Below are 8,561 nucleotides of genomic sequence, written 5' to 3' on the forward strand. Positions count from 1 at the left end.
CCGGCCTCCACGAAGGAAGCCGGGCCGCCGTTCACTCACGCACTACCGCACTTCCGCTCACACGCCGGCGAGCGTGTCGGCGTCCTCGAGGTAGTAGTCCAGGCCCAGGTGCGTGATCTGGTCCTCGCCCATCATCCAGCGAAGCGTGTTCTTGAGCTTCATCTGCTGGATGAACAGGTCGTGCTCCGGGTACAGGCCCTCGGCCGCCATGGGGCTCTTGAGGTAGAACGAGAGCCACTCCTGGATCCCGTTCATCCCCGCGCGGCTGGCCAGGTCCATGAACAGCGCGAGATCGAGGACGATGGGCGCCGCCAGGATCGAATCCCGGCAGAGGAAGTCCACCTTGATCTGCATGGGGTAGTCCAGCCACCCGCGGATGTCGATGTTGTCCCACCCCTCCTTGGCGTCGCCGCGCGGAGGGTAGTAGTTGATCCGCACCACGTGGCTGAACTTGCCGTACAGCTCCGGGTAGGTCGTGGGCTGAAGGATGTGCTCCAGCACCGACAGCTTGCTCTCTTCCTTGGTCTTGAACGAGCCCGGGTCGTCCAGCACCTCGCCGTCCCGGTTGCCCAGGATGTTGGTGCTGAACCAGCCGTCCAGCCCCAGCATGCGCGCCTTGAGCCCCGGCGCGATGATGGTCTTCATGAGGGTCTGGCCCGTCTTGAAGTCCTTGCCCGCCACGGGCACGCCCTTTTGCTCGGCCAGCTGCAGCAGCGCGGGGAAGTCCACCGACAGGTTGGGCGCGCCGTTGGCGTACGGCACCCCCTCCATGATGGCCGCGTAGGCGTACAGCATGGACGGCGCCACGTCCTCGTGGTTCGCGTCGATGGCCGCCTCGAACGCCTCGATGGTCTTATGGACCTCGCTCTGCTTGATGTAGATCTCCGTGCTGCCGCACCACACCATCACCAGGCGGTCGCACCCGTTCTTCTCCTTGAAGTCACGGATGTCCTGGCGCAGGGCCTCGGCCCACTCGCGCTTGCTGGTGCCGGGCTTGATGTTGATGCCCTCCAGCTTCTTGACGTAGTTCTGATCGAACACCGCCGGCATGGGCTCGATGCCCATGAGGAAGTCGGCGATGGGCTCGATGTGGGCGTGGCGGTCGAGCACGCCGGCGTTGATGGCGCTCTCGTACGCGTTGGCGGGGAACGGGTCCCACGCGCCGAACACGATGTCGTCCAGGTCCGCCAGGGGCACGAAGTCCTTGATGGCCGGCACCCGGTTCTCGGTGCGCTTGCCCAGGCGGATGGTGCCCATCTGGGTCACGCTACCGATGGGACGCCCCATGCCTCTTCGCACCAGCTCCACGCCGGCGATGAAGGTGGTGCTCACGGCCCCGAGGCCGGGGAGAAGAATGCCCAGGCGCCCCTCGGCGGGGCGCGGCACGTAGCTGTCGCTGCGCACGGTGTGTCTTACCTTTTGGCTGGTGTTCGGGCCGCGCGGCGCGCCGGGGACGGCTGCACGGGGGCGGCCGGCGCGCGGGTGTGCTGGTAGACCCAGATAATGCGATAGATCAACGTCAGGTTGGTGAGCACCGCCATGGCGATCATCACCAGGGTGAGCACCAGGCCCCCGCGCCAGGTGGCGAAGAACCAGGTGGCGATGCCCAGCAGCAGCACCCGCTCGGCGCGCTGCATGAGGCCCACGCGGCAGTCGATGCCCATGGCCTCGGCGCGCGCGCGGGTGTAGGAGACGAGGAGCGAGCCGGCCATGGCCGCCGCCACCACGTACACCATCCACGGCTCGCCGATGTTGGGCGCCCCGCCGTTGTACAGCGAGAACACCCCCAGAAAGACCATCACCTCGCTGATGCGGTCCAGCGTGCTGTCGTAGAACGAGCCAAAGCGCGTGACCCGGTCCGTCTTGCGGGCCACGTACCCGTCGATCACGTCGAACAGCCCGCCCAGCAGCACCAGGAAGCCGCCCCACTGCAGGCTGCCCAGGAAGTAGGCCAGCCCCGCCCCCATCGTGACCATGAACCCGATGGTGGAGATCACGTTGGGCGACAGCCCGCTGCGCACGAACAGCTCCAGCACCGGCGTCAGCAGACGGGTGCCGGCCTCGCGCAGGTCGCTGGGCAGGAACTTCATGATGGTGGTGGCGCCCGGGTCAGGAGGAAAGGATGATCCGGCTTTGCTCGCCCGCCTCGATCCCCTTGGCGATCTCCTCGTTCACCCGCAGCATGAGCCGGTCAAAGCCCTGCTGGGCGCCGGCCAGGGCCTGGTAGCCCGGCATGCCCTGCACCTCGCCCACGAGCCGCTCGTACTCCTGCTGCTCGTCCATGGAGGGCTCCGTGCCCTGCTGGATGGCCGTGGTGAACGTGTCCTCCAGCGCCTGCAGCCGGTTGAGCCGGGTGACGGCCTCGCGGTCGTCGCTCAGGCTCTGGCTGGCGCGCTTGAAGGCCTTGTACTCGTCGCTGTGCGCGATCAGGCGGCCCACGTCGCGCGCCTTTTCCCAGATCTGGTCCATCCCCGCTCCTGACAGAAAGGCTAAAGTCGCTCGGCGAGCACGATGCGGTCGCGCCCGGCCAGGTCCGGCCGCACCCGCGGCGCGCCGAACGCATGCGTTTGTTCGATGATGGCGCAAACCGCCGCGCCCTGCGCCGCGCCCATCTCCAGGGCCAGCAGCCCGCCGGGCTCCAGCACATCGGCCGCCTGCGGAACCAGGCGGCGGATGACGTCCAGCCCGCCCGCTCCCGCGAACAGGGCCCCGGCCGGCTCCCAGTCGCGCACCTCGGCGTCCAGCGCGGGCGCCTCTTCGTCGCCGATGTACGGCGGATTGGAGACCACCACGTGAAAGCGCTCGCCGCGCACGGGGGCCAGCAGGTCGCCCGCGCGAAGGTCCACGGGCGCCGCGGACGCGGAAAGGTGATGGTTTTCACGCGCCAGCGCCAGCGCCGCGTCCGAAACGTCCGTCGCGACGACCCGCGCGAAGGGGCCCTCGGTGGCGAGCGAGAGCGCGATGGCGCCGGAGCCGGTACCCACGTCCACGGCCTGGAGGTCCGTGCGTCCGGCGGCCCAGTCGAGCACTTCCTGGACGAGGCGTTCCGTCTCGGGACGGGGTATCAATACACGCCTGTCCACCTTGAGCACAAGGTCACGAAAGGCGGCGGTCCCGTCAATGTACTGCAACGGCTCTCGCCGCGCACGCCTCCGCAGGCGCTCGCGGTACTCGGCCAGCTCCTCGGGGGTGAGCGGCCGGTCGTACTGGAGGTACAGGTCCAGCCGCTTGAGGCCCAGCATTCCCGCCAGCAGGAGCTCGGCGTTGAGCCGCGGGTTGTGGAATCCCTTGCCCGCGAGGTACTCCGCCGTCCAGCGGATCATCTCCACGACGGTCCAGCGCCTGGTGTCCGTTGCCAATCTGGATTCCGCTCGGGTTCGGATCGTTACGTTCGGGGGCAGACGGGACCGACGTCGTCGCGGGCTCGGGGCTCGTGCAGCGTCGCGGGCTGTCTCTCGTCCGCCGAGGGCCCTCTCCCCCCGGCCCCCGCTCTGCGGGGGAGGGGGAGAACTGCATCGGACGACAATCCTCGGGGATGCCCTGCCCTGCGCCGTTGCAGGCTATTCCCTATTCCCTATTCCCTATTCCCTGTTCCCTGTTCCCTGCAGTTCAGGCCGCCCGCTCCGCCTGGCTCGCCAGCTTCAAATTCTCGATCAGCTCGTCCAGCGACCCGTCGATCACCTGCTGCAGCGCGTGCGTCGTAAAGCCGATGCGGTGGTCCGTCACGCGGCTTTGCGGAAAGTTGTACGTGCGGATCTTGGCCGACCGGTCGCCCGTGCCCACCTGCGCCTTGCGGTCGCGCGCGCGCTCCGCCTCCTGCTCGGCGATGCGGATGTCCAGCAGCCGCGAACGAAGGACGCCCATGGCCTTGTCCTTGTTCTTGTGCTGCGACTTCTCGTCCTGGCAGGTCACCACCAGCCCCGTGGGCAGGTGGGTGATGCGCACGGCGCTGTCGGTGGTGTTCACCGACTGGCCGCCGGGGCCGGAGCTGCGGTAGACGTCGATCTTGAGCTCGTTGGGGTTGATCTGCACGTCCACCTCTTCTGCCTCGGGCAGCACGGCCACGGTGGCGGCGGAGGTGTGGATGCGACCCTGCGTCTCGGTGGCCGGCACGCGCTGCACGCGGTGCACGCCGCTCTCGTAGCGCAGGTCGCCGTACGCGTTCTCGCCCCGGACGACGAAGACGGCTTCCTTGTAGCCGCCCGCCGTGCCCTCGGACACGCTCACGACCTCCACCTTCCAGCCGCGCCGGTCGGCGAAGCGCTGGTACATGCGGAACAGGTCGCCCGCGAACAGCGCCGCCTCGTCGCCACCCGTGCCGGCGCGCACCTCTACGACGGCGTCACGGTCGTCCAGCGGGTCGCGGGGAATGAGCAGGCGCTTGAGCTCGTCCTCCAGCCGCGCCACGTCCGCCGTCAGCCGCTCGGCCTCGTCCTTCGCCATGGCGGTGAGCTCGGGGTCGCCGCCGGCGTCGTCCAGCATCTCTCGCGCCCCGGCCAGCTCCGCCTCCGCGCGCGACAGCCGGCCCGCCGCCTCCACGATCTGCGACAGCCGGGAGTGCTCGCGCGAGATCTCCCGCAGCCGTTTGGGATCCGCGTGGATGTTGGGGTCGGCGAGCTGAACGGAAAGGTCGTCGTAGCGGCGCTGCGTTTCGGCGATGCGGTCGAGCATGAACGGCCAGTGCGAGAGTGCGAAAGTGCGAGAGTGCGAGAGTAGGGACGGACTCCGCCTGCCTCACGAAGCCCGCCGGCTATTCCCTGTTCCCTATCCCCTGCCGTTGCGGGCCGGATAGAGAGAGAGCCGGGGTTTTGGCCCCGGCTCTCGCCTCGCGTTACTTGCCGGCGGCGGCGTAGCGCTGCCGGAACCGCTCCACGCGGCCCGCCGTATCCATCAGCTTCTGCTTGCCCGTGTAGTACGGGTGGCAGTTGCTGCAGACGTCGACGCTGATGTCGCCCTTGGTGGTGCGCGTCTGGAACGAGTTGCCGCAGGCGCAGTGCACCGTCGCGGTCTGATAATTCGGATGAATGTCGGCCTTCATTGCTGCCACCCTGGTGCTTGAGTACGGCTCCGGTAGACCATCCCCGTGGATTGGTGCGCACGGGCGGTCAGGGAATCGTCCAAGATAACGAAAGTTCTCGTTTTGGGCAACCGGTGGCGCGGGGCGCCTGGCGCGTGGCGGAAAGGGCGCTGAACGGCGGCTTACAGGGGCAGGTTACAGGGGACAGCCGGCAACGGCACGGCCTCACGAGGAGACCGGACGCCTCTCTCGTTCCGGGACGGAGCGCGCGGGTGCTTGCACCCGGAGGGGAGCGGTGGTAGGATTGAATGTATGGGATCCAATACAAATCGATCGACGGAGCAGCCGCGCGACGCGGCGGCCGTCATGGACGCGCTGCGCACGCTGGTGCAGGCGCTGCGCCTTTCCACCGGCTCCGTGGAGCGGTCCACGGGCATCAGCGGGGCACAGCTCTTCGTGCTGCAGCAGCTGGCCGACGCACCCGCGGGGTCCGTGAACGAGTTGGCGGCTCGCACCCGCACGCACCAGAGCTCCGTCTCCACCGTGGTTTCGCGCCTGGTGGAGCGGGGCCTGGCCGCGCGCACGCCGTCCGCCCAGGACGCGCGGCGGATGGAGATCGCCATCACCCCCGCGGGGCACGACCTGGTGCGCGGCGCCCCCCGCGGTGCCCAGGCACGGATGGTGGAGGCGCTGGGGCGGATGCCGGCGAACGAGGTGCGTGCCCTGGCGGAGGGGCTGGCGGCGCTCGTGCGCGAAGCGGGGATGCAGGACCTTCCCGCCAGCTTCTTCTTCGAGGAGGAGGAGCCGTCCCATGGCTGAGCACGAGCGGATCGGGGACGCGGCCACGGCGGACGGGCTGGCCGTGGCGCCGTCCATGGCGCCCGCGCTGGCGTCCGTGCGGGCACCGCGGGAGCACCCGCGGGTGGACGGGCGCGTGGTGTGGCTGTGCGGCGTGTCCATCGCCGTGGCCGTGGGGGCGGGGCTCATCGCGGAGCTGCTGACGCGGCTCATCGGCCTCATTACCAACCTGGCCTTCTACGGGCGGCTGGACACGGCGTTCGTCTCCCCCGCGGAGAACCGGCTGGGCCCGTGGGTGGTGGTCGTGCCGGTGCTGGGCGCGCTCGTCGTGGGGGTGATGGCGCGCTACGGGTCCGCCGCCATCCGGGGGCACGGCATCCCGGAGGTGATGGAAAAGGTGCTGCACGGGGAGAGCCGCATCGCCCCGCGGGTGATGTTCCTCAAGCCGCTCTCGGCCGCCGTGGCCATCGGCACGGGGGGGCCGTTCGGCGCGGAGGGGCCCATCATCGCCACGGGCGGCGCGCTGGGCTCGCTCGTGGGCCAGGTGCTGCGCATCACGGCGGACGAGCGCAAGACGCTGCTGGCGGCCGGCGCGGCGGCGGGGATGGCGGCCACCTTCGGCACGCCCGTATCCGCCGTGCTGCTGGCGGTGGAGCTGCTGCTGTTCGAGTACCGCGCGCGGTCCATCGTCCCCGTGGCGCTGGCCGCGGCGGCCGCCACGAGCGTGCGGCTGGCCCTGGTGGGCGGCGGTCCCGTCTTTTCCATGCCGGCCGTGGCGCAGCCGGGCGGCACGGCGCTCGTGGCGTACGCCGTCCTGGGCGCCCTGGTGGGCCTGCTGGCCGCGCAGGTGACGCGGGTGGTGTACGCGGTGGAAGACGCGTTCGAGCGGGTGCCCCTCCACTGGATGTGGTGGCCGGCCCTGGGCGCCGTGGTCGTGGGGGTGGTGGGGTGGGCGGAGCCGCGCACCCTGGGCGTGGGCTACTCCAACATCGAGCAGGTGCTTTCGGGCGGGATCGCGGGGCGCGCCCTGCTGCTGCTCGTCGTGCTCAAGTTCGTCTCCTGGGCCGTGTACCTGGGCAGCGGCACCTCCGGCGGCACGCTGGCGCCCCTGTTCACCATCGGGGGCGGGGCGGGCGCCCTGCTGGGGGCCGCGGCCGCATCCGTCCCGTGGCTGGGGGTGGACCCGCACGTGGCGGCGCTGGTGGGGATGGCGGCCATCTTCGCGGGGGCGTCGCACGCGCTGCTGGCATCTGTCGTCTTCGCGTTCGAGACCACGCGCCAGCCCATGGGGCTGCTGCCCCTGCTGGCCGGGTGCAGCGCGGCGTACCTGGTGTCACTGCTGGTGAGCCGCACCTCCATCATGACGGAAAAGCTGGCCCGGCGCGGCACGGGCGCCGAGACGGAGTACGTGAGCGACTACCTGCGCCAGGTGCGCGTGGGCGCCGTGGCCACCCGCGCACTGGTGACCCTGCGCGCGGGCGACCGGCTGGACGCGGTGCGCGCCTGGCTGGCCTCGGGCGCGGGCGGCGCCACGCACCAGGGCTTTCCCGTGGTGGACGAGGACGGCGCCCTGGTGGGTGTGCTCACGCGGCGCGACCTGCTGGACGCCGCCGTCCCGGGGACCGTCGTGCTCCGCTCCCTCGTCCGCCGCCCGCCCGTCGTGGTCTACGAGGACAGCACCCTGCGCGCGGCGGCCGACCACATGGTGCACGAGGGCGTGGGGCGGCTGGCCGTGGTCTCTCGCGCGCGGCCCACGGAGGCGCGGGGCATCCTCACGCGCAGCGACCTGCTGAACGCGCACGTGCACCGGCTGGACGCGGCGCACGGCGCGCGGCGGGTGCTCCTCCGCCGCCGCCCCCGGGCCGCCGGCGCGGGCGATGCCGCCTGACGAGGGGGACGCGCTGGCCCGGGCGCGGGCCCTCGTGCTGCGCTGGGGATGGAACGCGGCGGCGTACCAGGTGCTCAACCCGGGCATCTGCCTGTGGTTCGCGGCCGCGGGCGACGCCGTGGCGGGGTTCGTGGACGCGCCGGGGTACCGGGTGGTGGCGGGCGCGCCCGCCTGCCCCCACGGGCGCCTGTCCGCCGTCGCGGAGGAGCTGGAGGCGGGGGCGCGCGACGAGGGCCGCCGCGTGTGCTACTTCGGGGCCGGGCACCGGCTGGAGGAGGTGCTGCGCCCGTCGCCCACCCACGCCCGCGTCCTGCTGGGCGCGCAGCCGGTGTGGGACGCGGCGCGCTGGCCCGCCGTGGTGGACGGGCACGCGTCCATGCGCGCGCAGCTGAACCGCGCGCGCAACAAGGGCGTCTCGGTGGAGGAGTGGCCCGCCGCGCGGGCGGGGGCCGACCCGGCGCTGCGCCGCTGCCTGGAGGAGTGGCTGGAGACCCGCGGGCTACCGCCCCTGCGCTTCATGGTGGAGCCGGACGTGCTGTCGCGGCTGCTGGACCGGCGCGTCTTCGTGGCCGTGCGGGACGGCGAGCCCGTGGGGTTCACCGTGGCCACGCCCGTGCCGGCGCGGGGCGGCTGGCTCATCGAGCAGTGGGTGCGCGGGCACGGCGCGCCCAACGGCACCACGGAGCGGATGATCGACGCCGCCATGCGCGCCCTGGCCGCGGACGGGGCGCGCTACGTGACGCTGGGGCTCGCCCCCCTCTCCCGCCACGCGCCGGAGGACGCCGGCGCCAGCCCCGCGTGGCTGCGGCTGGCGCTGGCCTGGACGCGGGCGCACGGCAACCGGTTCTACAACTTTCG

General features: G+C 71.4%; 9 protein-coding genes. 3 read left to right on the forward strand and 6 right to left on the reverse strand.

Features of this window, described 5'->3' with window-relative positions; translation table 11 throughout:
- Window positions 1-57: 57 nt before the first annotated feature.
- The 6 genes from VFZ20_RS31490 to rpmE form a co-directional block, all read right to left on the reverse strand.
- Entirely contained in the window at window positions 58-1,404 is a 1,347-nt protein-coding gene (locus VFZ20_RS31490) for an inositol-3-phosphate synthase (RefSeq protein ID WP_329687945.1), read from the reverse strand.
- An 8-nt stretch (window positions 1,405-1,412) separates the two neighbouring features.
- Entirely contained in the window at window positions 1,413-2,090 is a 678-nt protein-coding gene (locus VFZ20_RS31495) for a CDP-alcohol phosphatidyltransferase family protein (protein WP_329687946.1), read from the reverse strand.
- A gap of 19 nt (window positions 2,091-2,109) precedes the next feature.
- Window positions 2,110-2,469: a YlbF family regulator gene (locus VFZ20_RS31500; RefSeq protein ID WP_329687947.1), complete on the reverse strand. Its 360-nt coding sequence runs from the start codon at window positions 2,467-2,469 to the stop codon at window positions 2,110-2,112.
- A 20-nt stretch (window positions 2,470-2,489) separates the two neighbouring features.
- Window positions 2,490-3,359 carry a peptide chain release factor N(5)-glutamine methyltransferase gene (gene prmC, locus VFZ20_RS31505; RefSeq protein ID WP_329687948.1) on the reverse strand — a complete coding sequence of 290 codons (870 nt, stop codon included), beginning with the start codon at window positions 3,357-3,359 and terminating at the stop codon, window positions 2,490-2,492.
- A gap of 250 nt (window positions 3,360-3,609) precedes the next feature.
- On the reverse strand, window positions 3,610-4,671 hold the full coding sequence (gene prfA, locus VFZ20_RS31510) for a peptide chain release factor 1 (protein WP_329687949.1): 1,062 nt from the start codon (window positions 4,669-4,671) through the stop codon (window positions 3,610-3,612).
- A gap of 160 nt (window positions 4,672-4,831) precedes the next feature.
- A complete protein-coding gene (gene rpmE, locus VFZ20_RS31515) occupies window positions 4,832-5,038 on the reverse strand; it encodes a 50S ribosomal protein L31 (protein WP_329687950.1) in 207 nt (68 codons plus the stop codon).
- A 291-nt stretch (window positions 5,039-5,329) separates the two neighbouring features.
- Here rpmE and VFZ20_RS31520 point away from each other — a divergent pair, with 291 nt between their 5' ends.
- From VFZ20_RS31520 to VFZ20_RS31530, 3 genes are all read left to right on the forward strand, one after another.
- Entirely contained in the window at window positions 5,330-5,836 is a 507-nt protein-coding gene (locus VFZ20_RS31520; RefSeq protein WP_329687951.1) for a MarR family winged helix-turn-helix transcriptional regulator, read from the forward strand.
- Window positions 5,829-7,703: a chloride channel protein gene (locus VFZ20_RS31525; RefSeq protein ID WP_329687952.1), complete on the forward strand. Its 1,875-nt coding sequence runs from the start codon at window positions 5,829-5,831 to the stop codon at window positions 7,701-7,703. Before VFZ20_RS31520 ends, VFZ20_RS31525 begins: the two co-directional genes overlap by 8 nt.
- On the forward strand, window positions 7,693-8,561 hold an 869-nt coding region (locus VFZ20_RS31530), incomplete at its 3' end, for a DUF2156 domain-containing protein (RefSeq protein ID WP_329687953.1). The genes VFZ20_RS31525 and VFZ20_RS31530, both read left to right, overlap by 11 nt.

Origin of the sequence: Longimicrobium sp., assembly GCF_036280135.1 — a bacterium.
Taxonomy (GTDB): Bacteria; Gemmatimonadota; Gemmatimonadetes; order Longimicrobiales; family Longimicrobiaceae; genus Longimicrobium.

Coding starts and splice junctions, on each gene's coding strand:
- prfA (WP_329687949.1), bottom strand. CDS start 4,671: ATGCTCGACCGCATCGCCGAAACGCAGCGCCGCTACGACGACCTTTCC.
- VFZ20_RS31500 (WP_329687947.1), bottom strand. CDS start 2,469: ATGGACCAGATCTGGGAAAAGGCGCGCGACGTGGGCCGCCTGATCGCG.
- VFZ20_RS31520 (WP_329687951.1), top strand. CDS start 5,330: ATGGGATCCAATACAAATCGATCGACGGAGCAGCCGCGCGACGCGGCG.
- VFZ20_RS31495 (WP_329687946.1), bottom strand. CDS start 2,090: ATGAAGTTCCTGCCCAGCGACCTGCGCGAGGCCGGCACCCGTCTGCTG.
- VFZ20_RS31525 (WP_329687952.1), top strand. CDS start 5,829: ATGGCTGAGCACGAGCGGATCGGGGACGCGGCCACGGCGGACGGGCTG.
- rpmE (WP_329687950.1), bottom strand. CDS start 5,038: ATGAAGGCCGACATTCATCCGAATTATCAGACCGCGACGGTGCACTGC.